The organism is Hydrogenophaga sp. (assembly GCF_965657535.1).
Taxonomy (GTDB): domain Bacteria; phylum Pseudomonadota; class Gammaproteobacteria; order Burkholderiales; family Burkholderiaceae_C; genus Hydrogenophaga.
The window spans coordinates 168,100-192,421 of record NZ_CBFHOP010000004.1; the positions used below are offsets into that span (position 1 = coordinate 168,100).

At 61.3% G+C, this 24,322-nt stretch carries 29 protein-coding genes and 1 pseudogene; 19 read left to right on the forward strand and 11 right to left on the reverse strand.

The genetic code is table 11. The annotated features are described in order from the left end of the window. Genes ACTG4K_RS08360 through ACTG4K_RS08370 form a run of 3 tightly spaced genes read right to left on the reverse strand, consistent with a single transcriptional unit; the run spans window position 1 to window position 2,694 of the window. Window positions 1–1,188: a vWA domain-containing protein gene (locus ACTG4K_RS08360; RefSeq protein ID WP_439113739.1), complete on the reverse strand. Its 1,188-nt coding sequence runs from the start codon at window positions 1,186–1,188 to the stop codon at window positions 1–3. A 10-nt stretch (window positions 1,189–1,198) separates the two neighbouring features. Next, on the reverse strand, window positions 1,199–1,813 hold the full coding sequence (locus ACTG4K_RS08365; RefSeq protein ID WP_439113740.1) for a GNAT family N-acetyltransferase: 615 nt from the start codon (window positions 1,811–1,813) through the stop codon (window positions 1,199–1,201). Window positions 1,814–1,839: 26 nt separating this feature from the next. Then, window positions 1,840–2,694: an AAA family ATPase gene (locus ACTG4K_RS08370; protein ID WP_439113741.1), complete on the reverse strand. Its 855-nt coding sequence runs from the start codon at window positions 2,692–2,694 to the stop codon at window positions 1,840–1,842. Window positions 2,695–2,853: 159 nt separating this feature from the next. Between ACTG4K_RS08370 and ACTG4K_RS08375 the strand changes: the two genes are divergently transcribed. After that, window positions 2,854–3,522, forward strand: a complete 669-nt coding sequence (locus tag ACTG4K_RS08375; protein ID WP_439113742.1) for a c-type cytochrome — start codon at window positions 2,854–2,856, stop codon at window positions 3,520–3,522. A 60-nt stretch (window positions 3,523–3,582) separates the two neighbouring features. On the opposite strand, the gene ACTG4K_RS08380 is transcribed toward ACTG4K_RS08375, so the two are convergent. Next, window positions 3,583–4,017: a DUF1841 family protein gene (locus tag ACTG4K_RS08380; RefSeq protein ID WP_439114027.1), complete on the reverse strand. Its 435-nt coding sequence runs from the start codon at window positions 4,015–4,017 to the stop codon at window positions 3,583–3,585. A 133-nt stretch (window positions 4,018–4,150) separates the two neighbouring features. Between ACTG4K_RS08380 and pcaF the strand changes: the two genes are divergently transcribed. After that, window positions 4,151–5,353 (forward strand): 3-oxoadipyl-CoA thiolase, encoded by a 1,203-nt coding sequence (gene pcaF, locus ACTG4K_RS08385; RefSeq protein WP_439113743.1) that lies wholly within the window; start codon window positions 4,151–4,153, stop codon window positions 5,351–5,353. 52 nt (window positions 5,354–5,405) lie between these two features. On the opposite strand, the gene ACTG4K_RS08390 is transcribed toward pcaF, so the two are convergent. After that, complete coding sequence (locus ACTG4K_RS08390) at window positions 5,406–6,044, reverse strand: trimeric intracellular cation channel family protein (protein ID WP_439113744.1); 639 nt, start codon at window positions 6,042–6,044, stop codon at window positions 5,406–5,408. A 17-nt stretch (window positions 6,045–6,061) separates the two neighbouring features. Here ACTG4K_RS08390 and ACTG4K_RS08395 point away from each other — a divergent pair, with 17 nt between their 5' ends. The 3 genes from ACTG4K_RS08395 to ACTG4K_RS08405 all read left to right on the forward strand — a co-directional run bounded on the left by ACTG4K_RS08395 (window position 6,062) and on the right by ACTG4K_RS08405 (window position 7,939). Further along, window positions 6,062–6,811, forward strand: a complete 750-nt coding sequence (locus ACTG4K_RS08395) for a sulfite exporter TauE/SafE family protein (RefSeq protein ID WP_439113745.1) — start codon at window positions 6,062–6,064, stop codon at window positions 6,809–6,811. Between the two features lie 196 nt (window positions 6,812–7,007). Further along, window positions 7,008–7,394 carry a hypothetical protein gene (locus ACTG4K_RS08400; RefSeq protein ID WP_439113746.1) on the forward strand — a complete coding sequence of 129 codons (387 nt, stop codon included), beginning with the start codon at window positions 7,008–7,010 and terminating at the stop codon, window positions 7,392–7,394. An 89-nt stretch (window positions 7,395–7,483) separates the two neighbouring features. Further along, the gene (locus tag ACTG4K_RS08405; protein ID WP_439113747.1) at window positions 7,484–7,939 is read left to right on the forward strand and encodes a MaoC family dehydratase; all 456 of its coding nucleotides are present in this window, start codon (window positions 7,484–7,486) and stop codon (window positions 7,937–7,939) included. A gap of 35 nt (window positions 7,940–7,974) precedes the next feature. Here the strand turns inward: ACTG4K_RS08405 and ACTG4K_RS08410 are convergent, their stop codons facing one another. The 3 genes from ACTG4K_RS08410 to ACTG4K_RS08420 all read right to left on the reverse strand — a co-directional run bounded on the left by ACTG4K_RS08410 (window position 7,975) and on the right by ACTG4K_RS08420 (window position 9,591). Further along, the gene (locus tag ACTG4K_RS08410) at window positions 7,975–8,277 is read right to left on the reverse strand and encodes a hypothetical protein (RefSeq protein ID WP_439113748.1); all 303 of its coding nucleotides are present in this window, start codon (window positions 8,275–8,277) and stop codon (window positions 7,975–7,977) included. 169 nt (window positions 8,278–8,446) lie between these two features. Beyond that, window positions 8,447–8,920: a tRNA (uridine(34)/cytosine(34)/5-carboxymethylaminomethyluridine(34)-2'-O)-methyltransferase TrmL gene (gene trmL / locus ACTG4K_RS08415; RefSeq protein WP_439114028.1), complete on the reverse strand. Its 474-nt coding sequence runs from the start codon at window positions 8,918–8,920 to the stop codon at window positions 8,447–8,449. Between the two features lie 143 nt (window positions 8,921–9,063). Then, a complete protein-coding gene (locus tag ACTG4K_RS08420; protein WP_439113749.1) occupies window positions 9,064–9,591 on the reverse strand; it encodes a ComF family protein in 528 nt (175 codons plus the stop codon). Between the two features lie 400 nt (window positions 9,592–9,991). On the opposite strand from ACTG4K_RS08420, the gene ACTG4K_RS08425 reads away from it, so the two are divergent. The 8 genes from ACTG4K_RS08425 (at window position 9,992) to ACTG4K_RS08460 (ending at window position 16,521) form a co-directional block, all read left to right on the forward strand. Further along, a complete protein-coding gene (locus ACTG4K_RS08425; RefSeq protein ID WP_439113750.1) occupies window positions 9,992–10,912 on the forward strand; it encodes a biotin synthase in 921 nt (306 codons plus the stop codon). Window positions 10,913–11,095: 183 nt separating this feature from the next. Next, on the forward strand, window positions 11,096–11,608 hold the full coding sequence (locus tag ACTG4K_RS08430; protein ID WP_439113751.1) for a DUF2244 domain-containing protein: 513 nt from the start codon (window positions 11,096–11,098) through the stop codon (window positions 11,606–11,608). Between the two features lie 141 nt (window positions 11,609–11,749). Continuing rightward, window positions 11,750–12,916 (forward strand): cytochrome c oxidase subunit II, encoded by a 1,167-nt coding sequence (gene coxB / locus ACTG4K_RS08435; RefSeq protein ID WP_439113752.1) that lies wholly within the window; start codon window positions 11,750–11,752, stop codon window positions 12,914–12,916. Window positions 12,917–12,956: 40 nt separating this feature from the next. After that, window positions 12,957–14,576, forward strand: coding sequence for a cytochrome c oxidase subunit I (gene ctaD / locus ACTG4K_RS08440; RefSeq protein ID WP_439113753.1), 1,620 nt, complete (start codon window positions 12,957–12,959; stop codon window positions 14,574–14,576). 23 nt (window positions 14,577–14,599) lie between these two features. Further along, window positions 14,600–14,710 carry a cytochrome oxidase small assembly protein gene (locus ACTG4K_RS08445; RefSeq protein WP_304828105.1) on the forward strand — a complete coding sequence of 37 codons (111 nt, stop codon included), beginning with the start codon at window positions 14,600–14,602 and terminating at the stop codon, window positions 14,708–14,710. A 38-nt stretch (window positions 14,711–14,748) separates the two neighbouring features. Beyond that, the gene (locus ACTG4K_RS08450) at window positions 14,749–15,363 is read left to right on the forward strand and encodes a cytochrome c oxidase assembly protein (RefSeq protein WP_439113754.1); all 615 of its coding nucleotides are present in this window, start codon (window positions 14,749–14,751) and stop codon (window positions 15,361–15,363) included. Beyond that, window positions 15,360–15,566, forward strand: coding sequence for a DUF2970 domain-containing protein (locus ACTG4K_RS08455; protein WP_439113755.1), 207 nt, complete (start codon window positions 15,360–15,362; stop codon window positions 15,564–15,566). The genes ACTG4K_RS08450 and ACTG4K_RS08455 overlap by 4 nt, the downstream gene beginning before the upstream one ends. A gap of 73 nt (window positions 15,567–15,639) precedes the next feature. Further along, window positions 15,640–16,521 (forward strand): cytochrome c oxidase subunit 3, encoded by an 882-nt coding sequence (locus tag ACTG4K_RS08460; RefSeq protein ID WP_439113756.1) that lies wholly within the window; start codon window positions 15,640–15,642, stop codon window positions 16,519–16,521. An 83-nt stretch (window positions 16,522–16,604) separates the two neighbouring features. On the opposite strand, the gene ACTG4K_RS08465 is transcribed toward ACTG4K_RS08460, so the two are convergent. Next, window positions 16,605–16,844: a twin transmembrane helix small protein gene (locus ACTG4K_RS08465; protein ID WP_439113757.1), complete on the reverse strand. Its 240-nt coding sequence runs from the start codon at window positions 16,842–16,844 to the stop codon at window positions 16,605–16,607. A gap of 45 nt (window positions 16,845–16,889) precedes the next feature. On the opposite strand from ACTG4K_RS08465, the gene ACTG4K_RS08470 reads away from it, so the two are divergent. The 5 genes from ACTG4K_RS08470 to ACTG4K_RS08490 all read left to right on the forward strand — a co-directional run bounded on the left by ACTG4K_RS08470 (window position 16,890) and on the right by ACTG4K_RS08490 (window position 21,164). Beyond that, window positions 16,890–17,630 carry an SURF1 family protein gene (locus tag ACTG4K_RS08470; protein WP_439113758.1) on the forward strand — a complete coding sequence of 247 codons (741 nt, stop codon included), beginning with the start codon at window positions 16,890–16,892 and terminating at the stop codon, window positions 17,628–17,630. Next, window positions 17,611–18,282, forward strand: coding sequence for an SCO family protein (locus tag ACTG4K_RS08475; protein ID WP_439113759.1), 672 nt, complete (start codon window positions 17,611–17,613; stop codon window positions 18,280–18,282). The genes ACTG4K_RS08470 and ACTG4K_RS08475 overlap by 20 nt, the downstream gene beginning before the upstream one ends. A gap of 127 nt (window positions 18,283–18,409) precedes the next feature. Further along, on the forward strand, window positions 18,410–19,561 hold the full coding sequence (locus tag ACTG4K_RS08480; RefSeq protein ID WP_439113760.1) for a COX15/CtaA family protein: 1,152 nt from the start codon (window positions 18,410–18,412) through the stop codon (window positions 19,559–19,561). Further along, window positions 19,561–20,466: a heme o synthase gene (cyoE, locus tag ACTG4K_RS08485; RefSeq protein ID WP_439113761.1), complete on the forward strand. Its 906-nt coding sequence runs from the start codon at window positions 19,561–19,563 to the stop codon at window positions 20,464–20,466. The genes ACTG4K_RS08480 and cyoE overlap by 1 nt, the downstream gene beginning before the upstream one ends. Window positions 20,467–20,561: 95 nt before the next feature. After that, window positions 20,562–21,164: an SCO family protein gene (locus ACTG4K_RS08490; RefSeq protein ID WP_439113762.1), complete on the forward strand. Its 603-nt coding sequence runs from the start codon at window positions 20,562–20,564 to the stop codon at window positions 21,162–21,164. Between the two features lie 85 nt (window positions 21,165–21,249). Here the strand turns inward: ACTG4K_RS08490 and ACTG4K_RS08495 are convergent. Together ACTG4K_RS08495 and ACTG4K_RS08500 are read right to left on the reverse strand one after the other, a co-directional pair. Beyond that, a pseudogene (locus ACTG4K_RS08495) lies at window positions 21,250–22,192 on the reverse strand (tripartite tricarboxylate transporter substrate-binding protein). Between the two features lie 81 nt (window positions 22,193–22,273). After that, window positions 22,274–23,305 carry a CDP-6-deoxy-delta-3,4-glucoseen reductase gene (locus ACTG4K_RS08500; RefSeq protein ID WP_439113763.1) on the reverse strand — a complete coding sequence of 344 codons (1,032 nt, stop codon included), beginning with the start codon at window positions 23,303–23,305 and terminating at the stop codon, window positions 22,274–22,276. Between the two features lie 80 nt (window positions 23,306–23,385). On the opposite strand from ACTG4K_RS08500, the gene ACTG4K_RS08505 reads away from it, so the two are divergent. Further along, entirely contained in the window at window positions 23,386–24,312 is a 927-nt protein-coding gene (locus tag ACTG4K_RS08505) for an NAD-dependent epimerase/dehydratase family protein (protein WP_439113764.1), read from the forward strand. Window positions 24,313–24,322: the final 10 nt, after the last annotated feature.

Genomic DNA, 24,322 nt, shown 5'->3' on the forward strand with positions numbered 1-24,322 from the left:
TTATTTCGACAGCATTCTCATGGCGTCTTCCAGGCCCTTGAGGGTCAGCGGGTACATGCGCTGGCCCATGAGCTGTTGTATGACGCTGATGCTCTGTCGATACTGCCACACGCCCTGGGGTTCCGGGTTGATCCAGGCAAATTTGGGAAATGTGTGCGTGAGGCGCTGCAGCCACTCGGCGCCGGCTTCTTCGTTGTTGTATTCCACGCTGCCGCCCGGCTGCAAAATTTCATACGGGCTCATGGTCGCGTCACCCACAAAGATCAGTTTGTAGTCTTTGTTGTACTTGCGCAAGATGTCCCAAGTGGGGAATTTTTCGGCATAACGGCGGCGGTTGTTCTTCCACATGAAGTCGTACACGCAGTTGTGGAAGTAATAAAACTCCAGGTGTTTGAACTCGCTTTTCACCGCTGAAAAGAGTTCCTCGACCCGCTGGATGTGGTCGTCCATGGTGCCGCCCACGTCCATCAGCAGCAGCACCTTCACGTTGTTGTGCCGCTCGGGAATCATCTTGATGTCGAGCCAGCCCGCGTTGGCCGCCGTGGACCGGATGGTGTCGGGCAGGTCGAGTTCCAGGTCGTTGCCTTCGCGCGCAAACTTGCGCAGGCGGCGCAGCGCCACCTTGATGTTGCGCGTGCCCAGCTCCTGGGTGTCATCGTAGTCGCGGTAAGCGCGCTGGTCCCACACCTTCACCGCGCTCTTGTTGCCGCCCTTGCCGCCGATGCGGATGCCCTGCGGGTTCTGTCCGCCGTGGCCGAAGGGTGATGTGCCGCCGGTGCCGATCCACTTGCTGCCGCCTTCGTGGCGCTCTTTCTGCTCTTCGAGCCGCTTTTTCAGCGTCTCCATCAGCTCGTCCCAGTCCATCTTGGGCGCATTGGCTTTTTGTTCGTCCGACAGGATGCGCTCGATCTCTTTGCGCAGCCAGTCGGCCGGGATGGGCTTGGTGAAATCGGCCAGCATCTCCACGCCTTTGAAATAGGCGGCAAAGGCGCGGTCGAATTTGTCGAAGTGTTTTTCGTCCTTCACCAGCGCGGTGCGCGCCAGGTAATAGAAGTCGTCCATGGTGCACGCGTCGGGGTTGCGCGGCCCCACCACGTCGGCGTCCAAGGCTTCCAGCAGGGTCAGGTATTCCTTGACCGACACGGGCAGCTTGGCCGCTCGCAGGGTGTAGAAGAAGTCGATCAGCATGGCGGTTTCCTCAGGCTGCACCCGCGCGGGGCTTGCCGAGCTGGTGCGTCAGGTGCGCTTTCACTGTGGGCCACTCGGCGGCGGTGATGCTGTAAACACAGGTGTCGCGCAGGGTGCCCGGTGCGTCGGCGTGGCGGTTGATCTGGTGGCTGCGCAGCACACCGTCGAGCTTGGCGCCCAGCCGTTCAATGCCTCGGCGGCTTTGGTGGTTCATAAAATGGGTGCGGAGCTCCACTGCGATGCAGTCCAACGCCTCAAATGCGTGGGTCAGCAGCAAGGCCTTGCATTCGGTGTTCAGGGCGCTGCGCTGCACGGCCTGGCGGTACCAGGTGGCGCCGATTTCCAGACGCCGGTTGGCCGCGTCAATGTGCAGGTACGTCGTCATGCCCACCGCCTGGCCCGTGGGGTTGAGCACCGCAAATGGCAGCATGCTGCCCGCAGCCTGCAACGACAGGCGGTTTTCAATGTCGCAGGCCATCAAGTCGGGCGACGCAATGCTGGTGTACCAAAGCTTCCACAGTTCGCCGTCGCGCACGGCCTCGCACAGGTCTTCATGGTGCGCCATCGACAGGGGCACCAGCGTGACGCGGGCCCCTTGCAGCGTGACGGGTTGGGCGAGGCTCATGCGTGGGCGCTTTCTGCAGGCGCTGTTCAGCGGTTGCGCTGGTTCATGAAAACCAGCTTTTCAAACAGCGTGGTGTCCTGCTCGTTTTTAAGCAAGGCCCCCACCAGCGGGGGAATGCTCACCTTGCTGTCGGCGCTTTGCAGGGCCTCCAGCGGAATGTCTTCGGCCATCAGCAGCTTGAGCCAGTCCAGCAGTTCGCTGGTGGATGGCTTCTTTTTCAGGCCTGGCAGGTTGCGCACATCAAAGAAGGTTTTCATGGCCGCAGCCAGCAGTTCCTTTTTGAGGTTCGGGAAGTGCACGTCCACGATACGCTGCATCGTCTCGGCGTCAGGGAACTTGATGTAGTGAAAAAAGCAGCGGCGCAAAAACGCGTCGGGCAACTCCTTTTCGTTGTTCGAGGTGATGAACACCAGCGGTCGGTGTTTCGCCCTAACCATCTCACGCGTCTCGTAGCAGTAGAACTCCATGCGGTCAAGTTCGCGCAACAGGTCGTTCGGAAACTCGATGTCCGCCTTGTCAATCTCGTCGATCAACAGCGCCACTGGCTGGTCGGCCGTGAACGCTTGCCACAGAACGCCCTTGACGATGTAGTTGTGGATGTTCTTGACGCGTTCACCGCCATCCACGTCGGCCATTTGCGAGTCGCGCAGGCGGCTCACGGCGTCGTACTCGTACAGACCCTGCTGGGCCTTGGTGGTGCTTTTGATGTGCCACTGCAGCAGGGGCATATCGAGCGCTTGCGCCACTTCTTCAGCCAGCATGGTCTTGCCGGTGCCGGGCTCGCCCTTCACAAGCAGCGGGCGTTTGAGCGTGATCGCCGCGTTGACGGCCAGCATCAGGTCCTGGGTGGCGACGTAGTTTTGTGAACCTTGGAATTTCATGGGCGGTGTCGACAGGTAAGTGGCCAGCAGGCCGGGCTCAGGTGGGGTCTGCCGGGCATAGCGTGGCAGCTCAGGGTAATCAATAAGTCGGTGGTGATGATCGAGTCTATATAATCGTCCATTGATTTTTATCAATGTCCATCTCATTGTGCTTGCAAAATGAACTTACTGTTGCCCACGATCGTTCGTACTCTTGTCGCCGCTGCGACGCTTTCAGCAGCAGCATTGACCGCCCACGCTCAGGGCGTCACTGGCGACGCACAGGCTGGCCAGAAAAAAGCCGACATGTGCATCGGATGCCACGGCATTCCCGGCTACCAGAACAGCTTCCCTGAGATCCACAAAGTACCGATGATTTCGGGCCAATCGGACAAGTACATCGTCTCCGCACTGACCGCATACAAGAAGGGTGAGCGCAAGCACCCTTCCATGCGCGGTATCGCGGGTTCGTTGACGGAGCAGGACATGGCCGACCTGGGTGCGTTCTACGCTTCCCACGCCGACAAAGGCGCCCCGGACGCGCCCCGCACCGCCAGCACCGCCGCCGCTGCCTTGATCGAAAAAGGCGCGTGCGCCTCTTGCCACGGCGCCAACTTCAGCAAGCCGATCGACCCCAGCTACCCCAAGCTGGGTGGCCAGCACGCCGACTACCTGTTCGTGGCGCTCAAGTCGTACACGGTGGAGGGCAACAACGTGGTGGGTCGTTCCAACGGCATCATGGCGGGCATCGCCAAGCAGTATTCCACGGCTGAAATGCGCGAAATCGCCAAGTACCTGGCCTCGGTTGAAGGCGAGCTGAAAATCGTCCCCCAGCCCCGCTTCCGCTGATTGCGGGTCTGCGTCCCACAAAAAAGCCGCTCACTGAGCGGCTTTTTTTTGCCACCACCTTCAGTCTTTGGTGGCCCGTTGGCGCACTTGGGCTATGTATGCTTCCCCGTCGGGTGGGCGTCCGGCGCGCTGGCTTTCCCAGATCATGCGGCCTAGGCATTCCATCACCTCGTGGTGGGCGGTGTGCAGGTCATCGCGGCGGGCGGCGAGCAGTTCCACCGCCTGGCGGATGCCGGGAGGCTGGTCAATGCTGGACTGCTCGCTGATGGACAGGTGCATGGACAGGTGCAAGAAGGGATTTTCCTGGTTCGGGTCTGCCACCGCCATGTCGCGCAGGGCGGCGTCCAGGTTGGATAGGGTGGTGTGGTACTCGGGATGCTCGTCGATCCACTGGCTGACCAATGTCTCCATGGCATCCAGGGGCGAACCCGAACGGGCTTTGGCGTACACGCCGCAAAAATAACGCCGCACATCGGCCTGGGAGGGTTGAATCAGCATGCCGGAATTGTCGCGCACAGGCCGCTATGGGTGGTGAGCGACGGCACAATAGCTTGCGAATCGTTGAAGAAACATGCAAGATAATGCATCATTCTTTTTTGCTGAAATGAACTCTACAACAGGAGACTGCATGAACCAAGCCTTCATCTGCGACGCCATTCGCACCCCTTTCGGCCGCTACGGTGGTGCACTGAGCAGCGTGCGAACCGACGACTTGGGCGCCATTCCCTTGCGCGCGCTCATGGCGCGCAACCCTCAGGTGGACTGGGCTGCCATCACCGACGTGCTGTACGGCTGCGCCAACCAGGCCGGCGAAGACAACCGCAACGTGGCCCACATGAGCAGTTTGCTCGCCGGCCTGCCGGTGGAGGTTCCCGGGGGCACCATCAACCGCCTGTGCGGTTCGGGCCTGGACGCCGTGGGCACCGCCGCGAGGGCCATCAAGGCCGGGGAGGCGGGTCTGATGGTTGCCGGCGGCGTGGAGAGCATGAGCCGCGCGCCGTTTGTCATGCCCAAGGCGGAAAGCGCGTTTTCGCGCAACAACGCCGTCTACGACACCACCATTGGCTGGCGCTTCGTCAACAAACTCATGAAGGCGCAGTACGGCGTGGACTCCATGCCTGAGACGGCCGAAAACGTGGCCACCGAATTCAAGATCGAGCGCGAAGCGCAAGACCGCATGGCCCTGGCCAGCCAGATGAAGGCCGTGGCCGCTATTCAAGCGGGTCACTTGGCGCGCGAGATCTGCGCGGTCACTATCCCGCAGAAAAAGGGTGATGCGCTGGTGGTGGACACCGACGAACATCCCCGGGCCACCACGCTGGAAACGCTGGCCAAGCTCAAAGGGGTGGTGCGCCCGGATGGCACCGTGACCGCAGGCAACGCCAGCGGCGTGAACGACGGCGCCTGCGCGCTGCTGCTGGCCGACGAGGCCACGGCCGCCAAGAATGGTCTGACGCCCAAGGCCCGTATCGTCGGCATGGCCACGGCCGGTGTCGCGCCACGCATCATGGGCATCGGTCCGGCGCCCGCCACGCAGAAGGTGCTGACACTCACGGGTCTGACGCTGGAACAGCTGGACGTGATTGAGCTCAATGAAGCCTTTGCCGCTCAGGGCCTGGCCGTTTTGAGAATGCTGGGTTTGAAGGACGACGATGAGCGCGTCAACGCCTGGGGCGGCGCCATTGCGCTGGGCCACCCGCTGGGCGCCAGCGGTGCACGCCTGGCCACCACGGCCGTGAACCGCCTGCATGCCACGGGTGGGCGCTATGCGCTGTGCACCATGTGCATCGGCGTGGGGCAGGGCATTGCACTGATCATCGAGCGGGTCTGATAAACCGCTGTTTCGGTGGCCAACGTGGTAGCTGGGCGCTTGAGCGCCCGGCTTATTCCCGCCACGCAGGCAGTTGCCAGTTGCGCCACAAGGCCAGCCCCCTCAGCCCAGCCGTGACCGCCACACAGGCCACCAGGGCCAGCCAGCCCGGGGCGTCCATCTGCCAAAGGCCCACATACACCCATCCGCCCGCAAACGCACACACGGCGTAGGGTCGGTGGTCGTGAAATGCAGTGGGTATTTGGTTGCACACCACGTCGCGCAGCACGCCGCCAAACACGCCGGTGATGAGGCCCATGAGCACGGCCACCAGGCCGGGCAGTTCGAGCAGCAGGGCCTGGTGCACGCCGGTGGCGGCAAACAGACCCAGCCCCAGTGCGTCGGGCCACTGGATGGCGCGCTCCGTCAGGTCAAAATGGCGGTGGCGTAAAAAGAGCATCGCGAGCACACACAGCGTCAGCACACCCCACAGCATCTCCACATGACGCACCCAGAAAAAAGGCCGCTGGTCCAGCAGCAGGTCGCGCAGGGTGCCGCCCCCAAAGGCGGTCAAGAAGCCCACCACACACACGCCCACGGCATCAAGGCGTTTACGGGCCGCCTCCATGATGCCCGCCATGGCAAAGGCTGCTGTGGCCGCCAGCTCGACCAGCAAGCGCAGGGTTTCGCCCCAAAATTGAACGTTTTGCATCCCCGGATTGTCACCCCATGTCCCTGATCACCGACCCGTTTTTCTATGCGGTGGCCATTCCGGCGGTGCTGCTGCTGGGTGTGAGTAAAAGCGGTTTTGGGGCCGGCTTCGGTTCGCTGGCGGTGCCTATGATGGCGCTGGCAGTGAGCGTGCCTCAAGCAGCCGCCATTCTGATGCCGGTGCTGCTGTTCATGGACCTGTTGGGAATGGCCGCTTTTCGGAAAAACGTGGACCGCCGTTTGCTGCGTTTTCTGATTCCCTTTGGCCTGTTGGGCATTGTGGTGGGCGCGTTGTTGTTCAAGGCGCTCGACGCGCGCGTGGTCGCGGGCATTGTGGGGGGCTTCACCCTGCTGTTTCTGGCGCAACGCCTGCTGTTTTCGCCCCAGCCCAACAGCGCGCCGCCGCCGAAGTGGCTGGGCGCCCTGCTGACGCTGATCTCAGGCTTCACCAGTTTCATCGCACACGCCGGTGGCCCGCCCATCAACGCCTATGTGATTCCGTTGCGCCTGTCGCCTTTGCTGTTCACCGGCACCATGGCCTTTTTCTTTTTCTTCATCAACCTCGCCAAGTGGATTCCATATGCCTGGCTGGGCCTGCTGGATGCTCGCAACATGACCACCTCGCTCGCGTTGCTGCCGTTTGCACCATTGGGTGTGTGGGTGGGCGTGCGCATTGCGCACCGCATCCAGCCGCTGCTGTTCTACCGCATGGTGTACGCCGGCATGTTTCTCACGGGTGTGAAGCTGTTGTGGGACGCCTTTCGCTGAGCGTCAGGGGCCGGCTGATAACGTTTGAAAAATACCGCTCATGCGCGGCGTTCGTTAAGCCCGTCGTGGTGGTAGCCCATCCCAGGGGCGCTGTGGGGGCGTCTACGCTGTCCCGCAACGTGGCGGGTTACGTTGATAGCCAGGGCCACGCCGTGTTGCACGACCGCATTGCTCGTGCGCTGCGGGGCACCCCTACGTGGAGCTGGACACACCCGAAGGCTTGCATAGCTGGCGTTACAAAGTCCTGATGCGCATGGCCAACAAGGCGCTGGCGCCCTTGCAGCCCAGCAATTTTGACAGCTGCGCCACACGCAACTTTCTGGACAAGGCGACCGGATTTCGCGACGTGGACAAGCCCAAAGTCGGCATCGTGGGTATGCGTGTGGACGGCTGCACCGTTGCCGCCGAGAGGCTGCAGGCGTTGGTGGGTGTTTTGGGCTTGCCGGTGCTGGGCTGTTTGCGCGACACGCAAAGCGATAGCTATTTGACGGCGCGCAGATTGACGCTGTTTGATGCGGCCCCTGGCTGGGTAGCCAATGATCTGCAGCCGTGGAAGGCTATCTGCGATGGGCTGGACCGCTGAGCAACTTGATGCCGAAAGTGCCAGGCGACACACCGGGCTTGTCGCGGTGCCGACACCCACCTGTGCCAGGGCCCGATAGAGTGGTGTGCATGAAAATATTTGAAACCTTGGTCGATCTGGCCGCTTGCGTGGGCCAGGAAGTGGCTGTCAGCGACTGGCTCACCATCACCCAAGAGCAGGTCAACCAGTTCGCCCAAGCCACAGGCGACCACCAGTGGATCCACGTGGATGTGGAAAAGGCGCGTGCTGGACCCTTCGGGGCACCGATTGCACACGGCTTCCTCACGCTTTCGCTGTTGCCGGTGTTTTTGGAGTCGTCTTTTGACGTTCGCGGCTCTGGCATGGGCGTCAACTATGGTCTGAACCGCGTGCGCTTCACCGCGCCAGTGCCGGTGGGCAGCCGCTTGCGCGGGCGGCTGACGCTGTTGGCCACAGAGCCCATTGAACACGGCGGTCTGCAGATGACTTGGACGGTGGTGGTGGAGCGTGAGGGGAGTGATAAACCCGTGTGTGTGGCCGAAGCACTGGTGAGGCGCTATCCCTGAACAACTTGGCATGGCGCGCAGGCCAAGGTGCCAGCTTATTTGATCCTGGCGATCTGCTTGGGGTCGAGCCAGCCTTGAAAGAAATGGATCATGTCGTTGATGCGCTCTGCCGCAACCGACTGGTTGTGTTGCTGTGAGATGAGCTGGTAGGCGTCGTTGCGCAGCATCCACAGTTCTTGCGGCGTTTTGGCTTGTGCCACCTTGGTGCGCAAGCGCGCCGCACCCGCACTCGTGCAGTCTTCCAGGCTCAGCAGCAGCGCCTTGCGGATGGTGGCCAAGTCTTTCAGCGTGGCGGGTTTGCGAGCCTGGTGCCGCGGCGCGAAAGCAACTTTCAACATTCGGGTGATGGAGGGAATCAATGCGGTCTCCAGGCGGCCGGGCGGGCCGCAGAAATCGGCGTGGCGGCCAAAGTTTTGCACGGGCAGCGCAAGAGCAAATCAGCTCGCATTGTGCACAGGTTGCTAGCCACAGGGTGGAGTTTGCACTTCTCGGCAGGGGTGAACTGGTTCACGCTGTTGTGGCCTCAAAGTCAATTTGGCGCCAGGCTTCGAACACCGACACCGCCACCGCGTTCGACAGGTTCAGGCTGCGCTGACCGTTGACCATGGGCAGGCGCAAGCGCTGTTGGGTCGGGAAGCGCTCGCGCAGGGCTTGCGGTAGGCCCTGGGTTTCAGAGCCAAAGACCAGCCAGTCGCCAGCTTGGAAGGCGTTGGCGAACACGCTGCGGCTGCCCCGTGTGGTGAAGGCAAACAGTCGGTCAGGGTTGGGCGACTCGGCGCTCAGAAAGGCATCCCAGTCGGCATGTTGGCGCAGGCGTGCGTACTCGTGGTAGTCCAGGCCGGCGCGGCGCATGTGCTTGTCGTCCATCGAAAATCCCAGCGGCTCGATGAGGTGCAGCGTGCAACCGGTGTTGGCACTCAGCCGGATCACGTTCCCGGTGTTGGGCGGTATTTCGGGCGCAACAAGAACGATATGGAACATGGCTACAGGCGTGCGTGCTGGCATGGCCAGATTTTTGAGCATGCCAGTGACTGGTCTATTTGCTCTCCCTGCATCAGCTACGATGATAACCCTGCAGGTTGACGGGTTGGCGTGGCCCCTGCGGTGCTCTGGCCCGCGTGCCTTCAATGGGGTGGTGTGCGCGCAAAAACCAGGGCACTGACCTGCTGGGCGCCCGCCATCAAGAGTGCCTGTGCCGCGCTGTGCAGGGTGGCGCCCGTGGTGGTTACATCATCGACCAGCAACACGCGGGCGCCCACCAGTCGAGCTGCTCGAAACGGATGCGCCGCAAAAGCGCCCTGCAAGTTGCGCAGTCGCTGTTCGCGCGACAGGCTGTGCTGATCCGGCACCTCGCCCAGCCGGACCAGGGCGTCGGCCATGGCTTCGTTGCGAGCCGATTCACCGGGGGCTGCTGCGCGCAGGGCTTTGGCGAGTTCCCACGCCTGGTTGTAGCCCCGGGTGGCGAGCCGTGTGGTGGTCAGCGGTATCGGCACCACCAGGTCACAAGTCTGTAGTGCGGCCACCGCGCCGGGCGTTTGCAGTGTCAGCGCGGCCATGGGTTGGGCCCAGCCCGGTTCGCCGCGAAACTTGAAGCGGGCGATCAGCCCGTCCCATGGGTAGGCGTAGTCCACCGCAGCCACGCAAGACTGCACCAGCCTCGGTGTAGTTCGGGTGCGACACCCCCCACAAAACCCCGCTGGCAACGCTGACGGACTCAAGGGGGCGGCGCATGCGCTGCAGCGCGGCCGCTGGGGCGCAAAACGTGCCGTGCAAGCGCTGCAAACCGGCTGCGCAGGCCATCGCTCGCACACCTGGCAACTGCTGGGCAGGTGTTTTGAGAGCCGTCGCCATGCGTTGAACATGACCCCAATATACTCAAGGTGTTAGCAAAGCTGCCGCAGCGTTGTTGCGTTGCTTTGCCGTGCTTTCTCTTACTGCCTACGGCTTTGTGCTTGGCCCTGACCACTTTGCGTCGTTCCAGATACTGTTTACCAGCTTCTTGCCCGGCCGATCCTGGCCGCCGCTGAAAGCGCATCAAACTCCGCTCTACCTGTGAACACTGCGCCCGAAGCCGAAGCCGAAGCCGAAACCGCTGTCCCCGGTCTGGACCCCCAGGCGGCTTTGCGTTGGCGACTGTACCCGCGCGTCGACAGTCCGTGGCTGCACGAAGAAGTGGCTTCGCGCATGGTCGAGCGGCTTCAGTGGTTTCGCGACAAACCTGTCAGCTGGCTGCATTGGGAGCCTGTCCAGGGTGGCTTGCAGGCCCACAAGCGGTTGCGTGCGGTCTTGCCGGGCGCGCAGGTTCATGTGGCTGCGGCACAAATGCCGCAGGCCCTGGAGGCCACCCGCGAGTCGCCGGCACCCTCATGGAACCCCAAGCATTGGTTGCGCGCCAAGCTGCCCACGCCAGCGGGTGACGACACCCGGGTTGGCATGGTGTGGGCCAACATGGCGCTGCACACGGAAGCCCGGCCCCAGGCGTTGCTGAGGCGTTGGCATGCGGCCATTGAAACCAACGGTTTTTTGATGTTTTCCTGCCTCGGGCCAGACACATTGCGCGAACTGCGCGCCGTATATGCCCGTCTGGGGTGGCCTGAGCCTACCCATCCGTTCACCGATATGCACGACTGGGGCGACATGCTGGTCCACAGCGGTTTCGCCGAGCCGGTGATGGACATGGAGCGCATATCCCTTTCATACAGCGGCGCAAAGCCCATGCTGCAAGACCTGCGCTTGCTGGGGCGAAATCTGAACGCCCAACGGTCCCCGGGCCTGCGTTCGCGGGCATGGCAAGCCCGGTTGTGCGAAGCCATTGAGTCCGACTGCCCGCGCTCAACCGACGGCCGGCTGTTGCTGACGCTGGAAATCATTTACGGCCACGCTTTCAAGCCCATCCCACGCGCGAAATTGGACGCAACCACCGCCGTTTCCATGGACGCTATGAGGGCCATGCTCCGCTCGGGGCGGCGCTGAAAGGGGTGCGCCGGTGTGCCGGCTGCCGCTGGCGGAACCACTCGGGGTAGGTCGAAAGTGACCTAAGCCACCTTGTCCCAGTCGGATGTGGCGGTTTTGTCAGGGAAGCCCATGAGAGCGGCCGCTACAATTGACATAAATCAAAGCCTTCAGGGTATTTTCCCTGCGCATCTGGACCGTCCTTTGGCCGTTTCAGAACCCGACTGGTGGTGGATGGTGGGTCAAACCAGCAAAGCTTTTCGACTGGCGACGGAGTCTAAAGACGGCTTGCACTGGACATTGCGGCGCAACTGTTCGGTCACGCCTACGCAACTGGCCATCACGTTTGGGGCTCTGGGCGCCTTGTCACTGACGGTGGCGGTGTTCTTCTGGTTTCAGGGGGCGGTGCTGGTGCTGCCATTTGCCTTGTTGGAGCTGGCTGCGCTTGCCACTGCCTTTGTGGTCTACGCGCGCCACGCTGCCGACAGCGAGCGGGTGATACTGCAGGGCGGTCGCCTGATCGTCGAGCTGGAGACCGCTGGCAGTGTTAGGCGCAGTGAGTTCGTGAGGGAGTGGGTTCGTATAGAACCGCTGTCCAGCGGCCAGCTGGTCGAAGTGCGCAGCGGCGGTGCATCGGTGCAGGTGGGGCGCTTTCTTCGGCCAGAACTGCGGCCAGTGCTGGCGCGTGAGATTCGGCAGGCTTTGAGCAAGGTGTGAGTTTTGAGGGTGAGGTTGAGGGGGTTGGGTATTCCCTGAGTGGGCGTCCCTGAAAAAATTTGTTCTAATCTGCATTGATATAAATCAATACTTATATTTGAGGCGCTTAAAGTGAGTACGACGAAGAAAACGGGTGATTTCATGCGAAAACGGCTGACAACGCTGCGCGCAGCGGCTACCGCGCTGGGTGCGGGGGTGTGGGCAACAGCGGGCGCACAGGTCAACGACCTGCCCGGCGGTCCGGCTGTGAACCAGCTCAACTTCGCGCCTGCGGTCACCCGCATTGCCGAAGAACAGCACTGGCTGCACTGGTTCATGATGGCCATTTGCGCCGTCATTTTCGTCATTGTGTTTGGCGTCATGTTCTATTCGATCTTGAAGCACCGCAAGTCGGTGGGTCACAAGTCGCAAGAGCTGGCTGAGCCTATCTGGGTCGAGCTGGGCTGGACCATCGTCCCCTTGCTGATCGTGATTGGCATGGCACTGCCCGCTACCAAAGTGCTGGTTGCGCAGAAAGACACCACCAACAGCGACCTGACCATCAAGGCCACGGGCATGCAGTGGAAATGGGGCTACGACTACATCAAGGGTGAGGGTGAGGGCATCGGTTTCCTGTCCACGCTGGACAACAGCCACCGCGAAATGTCCAACAGCGGCAACCCCCCGCCAACCGACAATTACCTGCTCAAGGTCGACAACCCGATGGTGGTGCCGGTGGGCAAGAAAATCCGCATCATCACGACAGCCAACGACGTGATCCACGCTTGGATGGTGCCCGCCTTCGGCGTCAAGCAAGACGCCATCCCCGGCTTCGTGCGCGACACGTGGTTTCGTGCTGAAAAAACCGGCGATTTTTATGGCCAGTGTGCAGAGCTGTGCGGCAAAGAGCACGCCTACATGCCCATCCATGTGAAAGTGGTTTCGGCCGAGGAATACACCGCTTGGGTCGGTGAGCAGCAAAAGGCCATGTCCGCTGCCGCTGACGATCCCAGCAAAGTCTGGGCCCTGACGGACATGGTCAAGCGCGGTGAATCGGTGTATGCCGCCAACTGCGTCGCGTGCCACCAAGCCAACGGCAAGGGCGCTGGCCCGATCAAGCCGCTGGACGGCTCAGCGCTGGTGACCGACGCCAACAACGGACTGATGATCAACGTCATGCTCAACGGCGCAGCTGGAGGGACCATGCCAGCCTGGAAGCAGCTCTCGGACACCGAGTTGGCGGCCGTCATGACCTACGCCAAGAACACCTGGTCCAACAAAACCGAGCAAATCGTGCAGCCCGCCGACGTGGTGGCCGCTCGCAAATGATCTGTTTGCAGATAAATATTGAGCATCAAAGGAATCGATCATGAGTGCAGTTCTTGACCACCACGACGCACATGGCCACGACCACGACCACCACGCCCCCACGGGCTGGCGCCGTTGGGTTTACGCCACCAACCACAAAGACATCGGCACGCTGTACCTGCTGTTCGCCTTCACCATGCTCATGGTGGGTGGCGTGCTGGCCCTGCTGATCCGAGCCGAACTGTTTCAGCCAGGTCTGCAGCTGGTCAACCCCGGGCTGTTCAATCAGCTCACCACCATGCACGGCCTCATCATGGTGTTCGGCGCCATCATGCCGGCCTTTGTGGGTTTTGCTAACTGGATGATTCCGCTGCAAATCGGCGCTTCCGACATGGCCTTTGCCCGCATGAACAACTTCAGCTTCTGGCTGATGATTCCTGCGGCGCTCATGCTGGTTGCGTCGTTCTTCATGCCCGGTGGTGCACCCGCTGCCGGCTGGACGCTGTATGCACCGCTGACCCTGCAGATGGGCCCCTCCATGGATGCTGGCATTTTTGCCATGCACATCCTGGGTGCCTCGTCGATCATGGGTTCGATCAACATCATTGTGACCATCTTGAACATGCGCGCTCCCGGCATGACGCTGATGAAAATGCCCATGTTCTGCTGGACTTGGCTGATCACCGCCTACCTGCTGATCGCCGTGATGCCTGTGCTCGCCGGTGCCATCACCATGACGCTGACCGACCGCCATTTCGGCACCAGCTTCTTCAACCCCGCTGGCGGCGGTGACCCAGTGATGTACCAGCACATCTTTTGGTTCTTCGGCCACCCCGAGGTCTACATCATGATCTTGCCGGCCTTCGGTATCGTCAGCCAGGTCGTGCCCGCATTCTCGCGCAAGAAGCTGTTTGGCTACGCGTCCATGGTCTACGCGACCGGCTCCATCGCCATCCTGTCTTTCGTCGTGTGGGCACACCACATGTTCACCACCGGCATGCCGGTCACGGGCCAGCTGTTCTTCATGTACTCGACGATGCTGATCGCCGTGCCCACGGGCGTCAAGATCTTCAACTGGATCGCGACCATGTGGAAGGGGTCGATGACCTTCGAAACGCCCATGCTGTGGGCCGTTGGCTTCATCTTCGTGTTCACCATCGGGGGCTTCACCGGTCTGATCCTGTCGGTCGCTCCGATCGACATCCAGATGCAGGACACCTACTACGTGGTGGCGCACTTCCACTATGTGTTGGTGGCGGGTTCGCTGTTTGCCATGTTTGCCGGCATCTACTACTGGCTGCCCAAGTGGACCGGTGTGATGTACAGCGAGACGCGCGGCAAAATTCACTTTTGGTGGTCGATGATTTCGTTCAACATCACCTTCTTCCCAATGCACTTCCTGGGTCTGGCCGGCATGCCCCGCCGCTATGCCGACTACCCCATGCAGTTCGCAGACTTCAACGCTGTTGCATCGGTCGGTGCGTTTGCGTTCGGTATCGCCCAGGTGTATTTCTTTGTCGCAGTGATCATTCCGGCCATGCGTGGCAAAGGTGAAAAAGCGGTTCAAAAACCTTGGGAGGGTGCGGAGGGTCTTGAGTGGGAAGTGCCGTCGCCTGCTCCTTTCCATACCTTTGAGAATCCGCCCAAACTGGATGTTACTGCTACCAAAGTGATTGGCTGATCTTGTTCGCACCGGTTCAACACATGACGCCTGACCAAAAAAAGAACAACCTGCGCCTGGGCTTGATCCTTGGCTCGGTGGCGCTGGTTTTTTTCCTGGGTTTCGTGGGCAAGCTGGTGTTGTTCGGCGGCTGAACATCCGCCTCGACACCTAAATTAAAAAGTAGCACCCCATGGGACTGCGTCGCGAAAATTTCAAGATGGTGGGCAAGCTCTGCGTTATCACGCTGGGCATGTTCGGTTTTGGCTATGCGCTGGTGCCGATCTACAACGCCATCTGCGAAATGACGGGTATCAACATACTCGCTTTGTCCGAGCGTGAAGTGCCTGGCTCGCGTCCCAAATTGCCGGCCAACACCCAGGTGGACCGTTCGCGGACCATCACGGTGGAATTCGATGTGAACACCCGCGGCCCTTGGCATTTCAAGCCTGCGGTGCGCTCCATGCAAGTCCACCCAGGTGAACTGAGCACCGTGGTGTACGAGTTTCAGAACATCCAAAACCGGACCATGGCTGCCCAAGCTATTCCAAGCTACGCACCCAAGCAGTCCGCAGCGCATTTCAACAAGTTGGAATGTTTCTGTTTTACACAGTACACACTGGCGGCTGGCGAGAAAAAAGAGTGGCCGGTGGCGTTTATCATTGATCCCCGCTTGCCCAAAGACGTGACCACCATCACGCTCTCGTACACATTTTTTGAAGTGGGTGGCAAAGTGCCACAGGCACCGCAAGATGTGGCCGCTCAAGTGCCAGCGGTGGTCTTGCCCAAGGGGGCTGATCCGGTATGACCGAACCGCTGCACCAGCGCAAGGGTTCGATTGTGGGCACAGTGAAAGCCGTGCTTTGGGGCTTTTTGGGTGTCCGCAGAAATGCCGATTACCAAAACGATATTGCCAAGCTCAACCCGATCCACATCATGGTGGTGGGTGTGCTCATGGCCTTGCTGTTTGTCCTTGCCTTGATCCTGCTCGTCAATTGGGTTGTGGCTTGAGCGCACGACATCAACAACATCGCAATTTTCATTTTTCCGATATTCATACAAGCGAAAGCAATTAGGAGTGAGCATGTCAGCAGCAACACACGGCACGACGCCTTATTACTACGTACCCGGGCCTTCGCGCCATCCGGTAATGGCCGCCATTGGTCTGTTTTTCGTGATCCTGGGCGCAGGCCAATGGATCAATGGTGCCGACTGGGGTATGTACTCGCTGGCGTTTGGCATGGCCTTTTGGCTGATCGTCCTGTTCCAGTGGTTCCGCGACGCAGTCAACGAGAGTGAAGGTGGACTGTATGGTCACAAAATTGACCTCTCATACCGCTGGAGCATGAGCTGGTTCATCTTCTCCGAGGTGATGTTCTTTGGCGCCTTTTTCACTGCGCTGTGGTGGGCGCGCGTGCACTCGGTTCCCGCGCTGGGCAACATTGAAAACGCCCTGATCTGGCCGGACTTCACCTCTATCTGGCCCAGCATGCAAGCTGGCGTTACCGCGTCTCCCGGCGGCATCGTTGAGCCCTTCCAAACCATGGGCCCCTTCTGGTTGCCCACCATCAACACCGCGCTGCTGTTGACGTCTGGCGTGACATTGACGGTTGCTCACCACGCACTGCAGGTTGGAAACCGCAGCAAAACCATCGCGTTCATGTGGATGACCGTTGTGCTGGGTATTGTTTTCTTGTTTGTTCAAGGCTACGAGTACGCCCACGCCTACAACGATCTGAACCTCAAGATGTCCTCGGGCATTTTTGGATCCACTTTTTACATGCTGACCGGTTTCCACGGCTTCCACGTGTTCGTGGGCATGTTGATGTTGCTGTTCATTACCTTGCGCCTGCAAAAGGGCCATTTCACCTCCAAGAGCCACTTCGGCTTCGAAGGTGCTGCCTGGTACTGGCACTTTGTGGACGTGGTCTGGCTGGGTTTGTACATCCTTGTATATTGGATGTAAGCCGCTGGCGGGATGGCAGCATCCCGTTCCCGCCCGGAAAAAAGCGCCTGACGGCGCTTTTTTCTTTGAAGAGAACCCGCTGGTCAGGGCTGCATGGGCAGGCCTGTGGGTTGGATCCAGCCCATCCAATAACTGATCATCACCACCACAAAGAGCAGGATGGAAAAACCGACCCGAAACGCCAGAGCCCGCGCCATGTGGTTTTTGCGCGGTGCTGCCTCGCTATCCTGCGGGTTGGTGGTGCCTCCGCGCATCATGAAAAGCAATGCAGCGCCAAGGCTGCCGAGAATGGCGATGAACGCGGCGATGACGAGGTATTTCATGGTTCGGATTATCCGGTTCTTTGTGCTGGGCATGGGAGCCAGGGCATGAGTTCCCTATCAGGTCGCTTCTGGGTGGTCACCTTGGCCACCGCGTTCACCATGGGCGTGACCGCATCACTTGGTATGTGGCAGCTCGACCGTGCATCGCAAAAGCAAGCGCTACAGGATCAGGTGAGTCAGCGCAGCGAATTGGCCTCCTGGACCGAGCGGGACCTGCTGGAAGCGCTGGACCCGAAAGTCGGTCTGCACCGCTCGGTCCAGCTCAAGGGCCAATGGGTGACAGACTTCAATGTTTTTTTGGACAACCGCCAGATGGATGGGCGGGTGGGCTTCTTTGTGGTCACGCCAATGCGGCTGTTTGGCAGCGATCGGGTGATCTTGATTCAGCGTGGATGGGTTCCGCGCGACTTTAACGACCGCAGCCGTGTGCCGGCCGTTGAAACTCCTGAAGGGGTGGTCCAAGTCGAAGGGCGTTTAGCCCCAGCACCAGGCAAGCTTTTTGAATTCGGCGCGGCAAGTTCCGGGCCGATCCGGCAAAATATCGGCGTTGCTGAGTTGTCGCAGGAGACGGGGCTTGCCCTGCTGGATGTATCCGTCCTGCAAACCGGCGACCCAACCGATGGACTGCATCGCAACTGGCCCCGCATCACCGAAGGCGTGCACAAGCACCATGGTTATGCATTTCAGTGGTTCGGTTTGTGTGCCCTTGCAGGCATTTTGTATGTCTGGTTCCAATTCATCTCTCCCCGCCGAAAGCGCACCCTCCATGGCCAAGACGCCCGATGAACCCTTGACGATGACTGTGCACAGCTTGCCCCAGCTGGACCAGAGCAGTGCGCGCTCTGAAGCCAGCACCCGCGCTGGGCGCTGGAAAATGTTCGCCTTGCTGCTGGTGTGTGCAGCGCCTGTGGTGGCTTCTTACCTCATGTACTACGTGGTGCGACCAGAGGGACGGCGCAACTATGGCGAGCTGGTCAATCCCCAGCGCCCACTGCCGACCTTCATCGGCATTGACGCTAAAGGTCAGCCCGTACCGCTAGCGCAGCTCAAAGACCAGTGGCTGCTCATCAGCGTGGCAGACAGCAGCTGCGATGCCGACTGCCAGGAACATCTTCTGCTGCAGCGCCAGTTGCGAGAAACCCTGGGCAAAGAAAAAGACCGGCTGGATTGGGTGTGGATGCGCACGGGCGACACACCTTTGACCGAAGCGCTGCAGCAGGCCACCGCGCCTGCGGTCGTGCTGCAGGTCGAAGCTGCGCAGCTGGCTGCCTGGCTGGAGCCCGCACCCGGGCAACGGCTGGAAGACCACCTTTATGTGGTGGACCCGCTTGGGAACTGGATGATGCGCTTCCCAGCCAATCTGGACGCCAAACAAGCCAAGCGCGACCTCGACCGGTTGCTGCGCGCCTCGGCATTCTGGGACAAGGCAGGCCGATGATGGCGAGCCGCACTCCACGCGCACAGCGCTGCCCAGGCTCCTAGGATGCAACAAGCCACTCGCTCACTTCTTTCGCTGTCCACCAAGGGGGTACATCGGTGCCTCTGTGCGGCCGGGCGCCACTGATATGGAAACACAAGCCTTGTACGATTTCGCGCCCATCGCGCGGCTGATGTTGCTGGGGGTGGTGATCGCCTTGGGCCCGCTGGCCTGGGTCTGGGTGCGCAACCGGCACGCGGCGCCGGCTCAGCGCCTGCGCATGCTCACCCTGGTGACTTTGTTTCTGACTTTCGACCTCGTGCTGTTTGGAGCCTTCACCCGGCTCACCGACTCCGGCTTGGGATGTCCTGACTGGCCTGGATGTTATGGCAGCGCCAGCCCGGTTGGCGCCAGCAGCGCCATTGCTGCTGCACAGGAAGCCATGCCTACGGGACCGGTGACGTTTTCAAAGGCCTGGATCGAGATGATCCATCGGTACCTGGCTACGGCGGTGGGGGTGTTGATTCTGGTGTTGGCCAGCGTCAGCTGGGTCGAGCGGCGCAAGCTCTCGGTGTCGTATGTCTGGCCGTTGGTCACGCTGATCTGGGTGTGTCTGCAGGGTGCCTTCGGTGCGCTCACGGTCACCATGAAGCTCTTTCCCGCTGTTGTTACCCTGCACCTGTTGGGCGGCATGGCGCTGCTGGCGCTGCTGCGAGCACAGGCCACGGGCTACGCACTGGCCACCCCGGGCGGTCAAACCACCGTGCCTTTGCACGCCAACACCCGGCTCGCTCTGGGTCTGGTGTATGGTTTGTTGTGGGTTCAGATCGCGCTCGGAGGATGGGTCAGCACCAACTACGCGGTGCTGGCCTGCAGCGACTTCCCCAGGTGCCAGGGTAGCTGGTGGCCGGACATGGACTTTCAGCACGGGTTTTCGTTGTGGCGAGAGCTGGGCCAAAACCGGGCCGGTGAAGCCATTGCCTTCTCGGCGCTGACGGCCATTCATTACGTGCACAGGCTTAGTGCATATGTGGTGTTTGCCGCCTTGTTCTGGCTGGTCTGGCGTTTGTGGTCGGTGGTCGCCATGCGCTCTACCGCGCGCTGGTTGATCGGTTTGGCCCTGTGGCAGTTTGCCAGTGGTTTGACCAATGTGGTGCTCGATTGGCCGTTGCTGGCTGCCGTGGGGCACACTGGAGGCGCTGCCGCGCTCGTGGTGGTCATGACCAGCGCCCTTTTCAGCACCCGCACCGCCCATGAACACTTGGGTGCCACCGCATTCAACACTTCTCGACCGATCTGATGAGCACCGCGTCTTCCAACACCACTGCCGTTGCCTTGCCATCCGCCTGGCGGCAGTTCTATGCGCTGACCAAGCCGCGCGTGATCCAGCTCATTGTGTTTTGTGCCTTGATCGGCATGGTGCTGGCTGTGCCCGGGGTGCCCACCTGGGCACAGGTGCAGCTGGCCGCCATAGCGTCGCTGGGTATCTGGCTGGTGGCGGGCGCTGCCGCTGCTTTCAACTGTGTGGTCGAACAGCAAATTGACGCCAAGATGAAGCGCACCGCCTGGCGCCCCACCGCCAAAGGCGAGTTGTCCAACCTCAAGACGCTCACCTTTTCCGCCGTGTTGTGTGGGCTGGGTTCCGGCATCCTGTACTTCTGGGTCAACCCGCTCACCATGTGGCTGACCTTTGCAACCTTTGTGGGTTACGCGGTCATCTACACCGTGATTCTGAAGCCCCTGACACCGCAAAACATCGTCATTGGCGGGGCCTCTGGCGCCATGCCACCGGTGTTGGGCTGGGCAGCCATGACCGGTGTGGTGTCTCCGGAAGCGCTGATTCTTTTCCTTATCATTTTCCTGTGGACGCCGCCGCACTTCTGGGCGCTTGCCTTGTACCGGGTGGAAGACTATCGCAAGTCTGGCTTGCCCATGCTGCCTGTCACACATGGCTCTGAATTCACCCGCTTGCAGATTTTTCTCTACACCTTGGTGTTGTTTGCCGCATGCCTCATGCCCTTTGTGATGCGCATGAGTGGCTGGTTTTACCTCGCGGTGGCGGTGGTCTTGAGCATCGGGTTCACCGGCTACGCCTACGCGCTGTGGCGCGACTATTCGGATGCGCTGGCGCGCAAAACCTTTCGTTTTTCCCTGATCCATTTGTCGCTGCTGTTCGCGGCACTGCTGGTCGATCATTATTTATGACCACTCCGGTGACGGGGCAAGCCGCCACAGGGAATAACCCCGGCCAGGCTTGCGGCCCGCCGCGAGATTTTTCATCTCTGTCTGGAATACACGATATGCCCTCGACTTACCTGAACCGCCGCCATGCCCTGGTTTGGGGTGCTTCGGCCTTGGCTCTGGCTGCCTGCGGTGAGAACAAACCGGCGTTCACGGGCATCGACATCACCGGTGCCGACTACGCCACCGGGTTCACGTTGACCGACCACAACGGGCAACCACGCACGCTGGCCGACTTTCAGGGCAAGGCGGTGGTGATCTTCTTTGGTTTCACCCAGTGTCCCGATGTGTGCCCCACGTCGCTTGGCGAGTTGGCCGAGGCCCGCCGTCTGCTGGGTGCCGATGGCGAGCGCTTGCAGGGCCTGTTCGTCAGCATCGACCCCGAGCGCGACACGCCTGAGATCATGAAGGCTTACATGGTCAACTTCGACCCGAGTTTTCTGGCCCTGTACGCTGCCCCAGATGCCTTGCCCGAGCTGGCCAAGAGCTATCGAATCTATTACAAAAAGGTGCCGGGCAGCACCCCCACCAGTTACACCATGGACCACTCGGCCGGCAGCTACGTGTACGATGCCAAAGGCCGTGTGCGCCTGTACCACCGCTACGGCAGCGGTGCGCAGGCCTTGGCCGATGACGTGAAGCGCTTGCTGAACGACGAGTAACGTCCGAGCGAAACAAAAGTCAAGCCTCACACGACCACGGTATCTTCAGGGTGCCGCAGTCGTGTGAGGCTTTTTGGTGTGCACGTCAGTCGATCTTTGCAACGCTGATTTTGACCACGCGCTTGTACTTGCTGCGTTCACACGCCATGAAGGCTTCAAACTGCTCTGGTGTGCTGTGAGCGGGTTCGGCCATCAGGGCGGAAAAGCGCTCCTTCGCCTCAGGCGAGCGCAAAGCCTCGGTGAGGGCAGTATTGAGTTTGCGCGCCGTGTCGGCCGGCGTAGCGGTCGGCACCACCAGACCCCACCAGGTGTTGATTTCAAAGCCGGGCAAGGTGTCTGCAACCGGCGGCACCTCGGGCATGGCGCCGAGCGCTGTGCGGTGGTGAGCGCCAGCGCTTTCAGCTTGCCCGACCGGATGTTGGGTGCAGCGGTGGCCAGGTTGTCGAAGTTGAAATCGACCTGACCCGGCAGCAGACCCAGCTGTGCCGGGTTGCCGTCGTGGTGTGGAATGTGCACCGCAAAAATACCCGACTGGTTCTTGAACATTTCACCAGCGAGGTGGCCCGCGCTGCCGTTACCACCCGAGCCGTAGTTGAGCTTGGCGGGGTTGTCCTTGGCGTAGGCAATCAGGTCGGCCAGGGTGTTGATGTTCAGCCGTTTCGCTGCGTCGGTGTTCAACGCCAGCACGTTGGGCACCCACAGCATCTGCGTGACCGCCGAGACATCTTTGGCCGGGTCGTAGGGCAGTTTGCTGCACAGTCACGGGTTGATGCCGTGCGACGCGGTGGAGGCAATGCCTAGCGCCAAGCCGGCGCGCACAGCCTTGGCTGCGGCGCTCACACCCATGTTGCCGCCCGCACCGGGCCGGTTGTCCACGATCACGGCGCCGAGCGATCCCTTGACCGCTTCGGCCAGAATGCGTGTCGCCACGTCACCGACCCGCCGGCCACAAAGGGCACCACGATGCGTGTGGTGGTGGCAGTCTGAGCCTGTGCGAGCCCAGGCAGCGCCAGCGTCGCCGCGCTCAGGGTCAAAAGGTGATGAGGTAGCGGCGGTTCAGCATGGTTAGCTCGCCCTCGTTGAGGTTCGGGCAAGGTTCAAGAAGTTGATCAGGTCTTGTCGGCCGCGCTGGTGAACGAATCTGCAAAAAACTCCTCGGGTGGCAGGCCCGCTTGCGCGCTGAAGTCGTTACGGGCTGACTCCACCACGATGGGCGCACCGCAGGCATACACTTGGTGGCCCGACAGATCGGGGAAGTCTTGCAGCACGGCCCGGTGCACAAAGCCCGTGCGCCCGGTCCACTGGTCTTCGGGCAGAGCGTCAGACACCACCGGCACATAACGCAGGTGGGGCATACTGGCCAGCTGGGCGTCGATCCAGGTGCTCTGGTACAGATCGGCAGGGCGGCGACCGCCCCAGTACAGCGTGGTGGGGCGGGTGATGCCCTTGAACTGCATGTGCTCTATGATCGCCTTGATGGGTGCAAAGCCCGTGCCCGAGGCCAGAAAAATCATGGGCTTTGGGCTGTCTTCGCGCAGGTAGAAGCTGCCGTAGGGCCCTTCAATACGCAAGATGTCTTTTTCCTTCAGGGCACCAAACACGTGGTCGGTGAACTTGCCGCCGGGCATGTGCCGCAAATGCAGCTCCACGGACGGCTGAACCGCCTGCGTGTGCGGCGCGTTCGCCATGGAATAGCTGCGCCGGTCGCCGTCGCGCAGCAAAAATTCCACATATTGGCCCGCGTGGTACTGAAAGGTGTCGCTGGCTGGCAGCTGCAGGCGAAGCACGATCACGTCCTGCGAAACGCGTTCGAGTGCGCTTACGCGCACCGGCATTTTTTTGATGGGGAATGCGCCGGCTTCCGTGACCTGGCGCGATTCCAGCACCACGTCGCTGTGTGCCACGCCGCAGCAGGTGAGCACGTAGCCAGCAGCCTCTTCATCCGCGCTGAGCGCTTTGGCCTGGTGCGCGCCGTGGGTCACGCTGCCCGACAGCAGCTTGCACTTGCAGGAGCCGCAGGCGCCGTCTTTGCAGCCATAGGGCAGGCCAATGCCCTGGCGAATACCGGCGGCCAACATGGCTTCGTCGGGCTGGGCTTCAAAGGTGCGTCCGCTGGGCTGAACGGTGATGGTGAATGTCATACAGTCTGAGGGTGTTGAGGTGCCTTCGGTGTGCCGCAGCCGCACCGGTCATTTTCTATTGTCGCAAATTCGGAATTCGCATGAGCCTACTTGGCGCTTTGCCCGCACGCTTTCGGCGTGAGCGGGTTTTGATCATTGGCTGTGGTGATGTCGGCCAGCGCGCTGCCCGCGTGCTCGGCGGTGGTGCGCGCACCCGCATCTTGGCCCTGACCTCGTCGCCTGAGCGACGCGCCAGCCTGCGCGCGCAGGGCATCACCCCCCTGCTGGGTAACCTGGACGACGCGCGCAGCCTACAGCGGCTGGCTGGCCTGGCCACCCGGGTGCTGCACCTGGCGCCACCCCCCTCGGGTGAGCAAGCCGACTGGCGGCTGGACCCGCGTACCCGAGCCCTGGTGCGTGTGCTGGCACAGCGCTCGGTACCGGCCGCGCTGGTGTATGGGTCTACCAGCGGTGTCTATGGCGACTGGCAGGGCCGCTGGGTCAGCGAAGCCACCCCCGCCCAGCCGCGCACCCCGCGCGCCTGGCGCCGGGTTGATGCCGAAACTGCCGTGCACTGGCTGGGGCGCGCCACCGGCGTTCGCACCAGCGTGCTGCGCATTCCGGGCATTTACGCGCCCGACCGGGCCGGCGGCACGCCGCGCGAGCGCCTGCTGCGCGGCACACCGGTGCTGCGCGAAAGTGATGACGTGTACACCAACCACATACACGCCACCGACTTGGCGCGCGCTTGCGTGCTGGCGCTGTGGCGCGGGCGGCCGCAGCGCAATGTGAACGTGGTGGACGATACCCAGCTGAAGATGGGGGACTACTTCGACCTGGCCGCCGACCTCTATGGCCTGCAGCGCCCGCCCCGCATCGGGCGCGATACGGCGAGCGACCAACTGCCGCTGATGCTGTTGAGTTTCATGAGCGAGTCGCGTCGCCTGCACAACGAGCGCATGAAAACCGAGCTGCGCCTGCGCCTGCAGTTCCCCACCGTGGCAGAGGGGTTGGCTCAGCCCGGCTAAGTGGTGCGCC

Coding starts and splice junctions, on each gene's coding strand:
- ACTG4K_RS08475 (WP_439113759.1), top strand. CDS start 17,611: ATGGCCAAGACGCCCGATGAACCCTTGACGATGACTGTGCACAGCTTG.
- ACTG4K_RS08445 (WP_304828105.1), top strand. CDS start 14,600: ATGACGCCTGACCAAAAAAAGAACAACCTGCGCCTGGGCTTGATCCTT.
- ctaD (WP_439113753.1), top strand. CDS start 12,957: ATGAGTGCAGTTCTTGACCACCACGACGCACATGGCCACGACCACGAC.
- ACTG4K_RS08360 (WP_439113739.1), bottom strand. CDS start 1,188: ATGCTGATCGACTTCTTCTACACCCTGCGAGCGGCCAAGCTGCCCGTG.
- ACTG4K_RS08465 (WP_439113757.1), bottom strand. CDS start 16,844: ATGAAATACCTCGTCATCGCCGCGTTCATCGCCATTCTCGGCAGCCTT.
- ACTG4K_RS08370 (WP_439113741.1), bottom strand. CDS start 2,694: ATGAAATTCCAAGGTTCACAAAACTACGTCGCCACCCAGGACCTGATG.
- ACTG4K_RS08405 (WP_439113747.1), top strand. CDS start 7,484: ATGAAAATATTTGAAACCTTGGTCGATCTGGCCGCTTGCGTGGGCCAG.
- ACTG4K_RS08490 (WP_439113762.1), top strand. CDS start 20,562: ATGCCCTCGACTTACCTGAACCGCCGCCATGCCCTGGTTTGGGGTGCT.
- ACTG4K_RS08470 (WP_439113758.1), top strand. CDS start 16,890: ATGAGTTCCCTATCAGGTCGCTTCTGGGTGGTCACCTTGGCCACCGCG.
- ACTG4K_RS08375 (WP_439113742.1), top strand. CDS start 2,854: ATGAACTTACTGTTGCCCACGATCGTTCGTACTCTTGTCGCCGCTGCG.
- pcaF (WP_439113743.1), top strand. CDS start 4,151: ATGAACCAAGCCTTCATCTGCGACGCCATTCGCACCCCTTTCGGCCGC.
- ACTG4K_RS08460 (WP_439113756.1), top strand. CDS start 15,640: ATGTCAGCAGCAACACACGGCACGACGCCTTATTACTACGTACCCGGG.
- ACTG4K_RS08505 (WP_439113764.1), top strand. CDS start 23,386: ATGAGCCTACTTGGCGCTTTGCCCGCACGCTTTCGGCGTGAGCGGGTT.
- cyoE (WP_439113761.1), top strand. CDS start 19,561: ATGAGCACCGCGTCTTCCAACACCACTGCCGTTGCCTTGCCATCCGCC.
- ACTG4K_RS08390 (WP_439113744.1), bottom strand. CDS start 6,044: ATGCAAAACGTTCAATTTTGGGGCGAAACCCTGCGCTTGCTGGTCGAG.
- ACTG4K_RS08365 (WP_439113740.1), bottom strand. CDS start 1,813: ATGAGCCTCGCCCAACCCGTCACGCTGCAAGGGGCCCGCGTCACGCTG.
- coxB (WP_439113752.1), top strand. CDS start 11,750: ATGCGAAAACGGCTGACAACGCTGCGCGCAGCGGCTACCGCGCTGGGT.
- ACTG4K_RS08455 (WP_439113755.1), top strand. CDS start 15,360: ATGACCGAACCGCTGCACCAGCGCAAGGGTTCGATTGTGGGCACAGTG.
- trmL (WP_439114028.1), bottom strand. CDS start 8,920: ATGTTCCATATCGTTCTTGTTGCGCCCGAAATACCGCCCAACACCGGG.
- ACTG4K_RS08450 (WP_439113754.1), top strand. CDS start 14,749: ATGGGACTGCGTCGCGAAAATTTCAAGATGGTGGGCAAGCTCTGCGTT.
- ACTG4K_RS08410 (WP_439113748.1), bottom strand. CDS start 8,277: ATGTTGAAAGTTGCTTTCGCGCCGCGGCACCAGGCTCGCAAACCCGCC.
- ACTG4K_RS08500 (WP_439113763.1), bottom strand. CDS start 23,305: ATGACATTCACCATCACCGTTCAGCCCAGCGGACGCACCTTTGAAGCC.
- ACTG4K_RS08395 (WP_439113745.1), top strand. CDS start 6,062: ATGTCCCTGATCACCGACCCGTTTTTCTATGCGGTGGCCATTCCGGCG.
- ACTG4K_RS08480 (WP_439113760.1), top strand. CDS start 18,410: ATGGAAACACAAGCCTTGTACGATTTCGCGCCCATCGCGCGGCTGATG.